The sequence below is a fragment of the Actinocrinis puniceicyclus genome (genome assembly GCF_018283645.1).
Classification (GTDB): Bacteria; Actinomycetota; Actinomycetes; order Streptomycetales; family Catenulisporaceae; genus Actinocrinis; species Actinocrinis puniceicyclus.
Window position 1 is genome coordinate 1 of sequence record NZ_JAGSXH010000407.1, and the last position, 395, is coordinate 395.

Genomic DNA, 395 nt, shown 5'->3' on the forward strand with positions numbered 1-395 from the left:
CTCTATCCTTTCGTATCCGATATGTCAAGCCAAGCACACCCGACTCCATTATTTGAGTGTCTACTAATTCAAGGTGCTCTTCTATCCCTTCAAAAAATCGTAGGCCATTCCTAACTCTATATTAGAGTGTAACATATTTACAAGACAATACTCAATGATAAGGTTGATCTTAGAAAGAGAATAAAAAAAAGAAAGACCAAAACTAGTCCTTCTCTTCGTTCTCATCATCAAGTGGTGTGATGAGAATTTTCAATTTTGTTACACGGCCATTTTTCACTTTGTCATTGACCATCACAATGTGGAAACCATTGTTATCTAATTCGTAGGCTTCTTTTTCATCCTGACTTGGAATGGTTCCAAGCCCTGTCAAGTAAAATCCTGCAATGGTATCAACA

1 pseudogene is annotated in these 395 nt (G+C 37.0%); it reads right to left on the reverse strand.

Annotation, left to right across the window (positions count from 1 at the left end):
- Nucleotides 1-202: 202 nt before the first annotated feature.
- Nucleotides 203-395, reverse strand: a pseudogene (locus tag KGA66_RS32610) (hemolysin family protein); the annotation flags it as partial.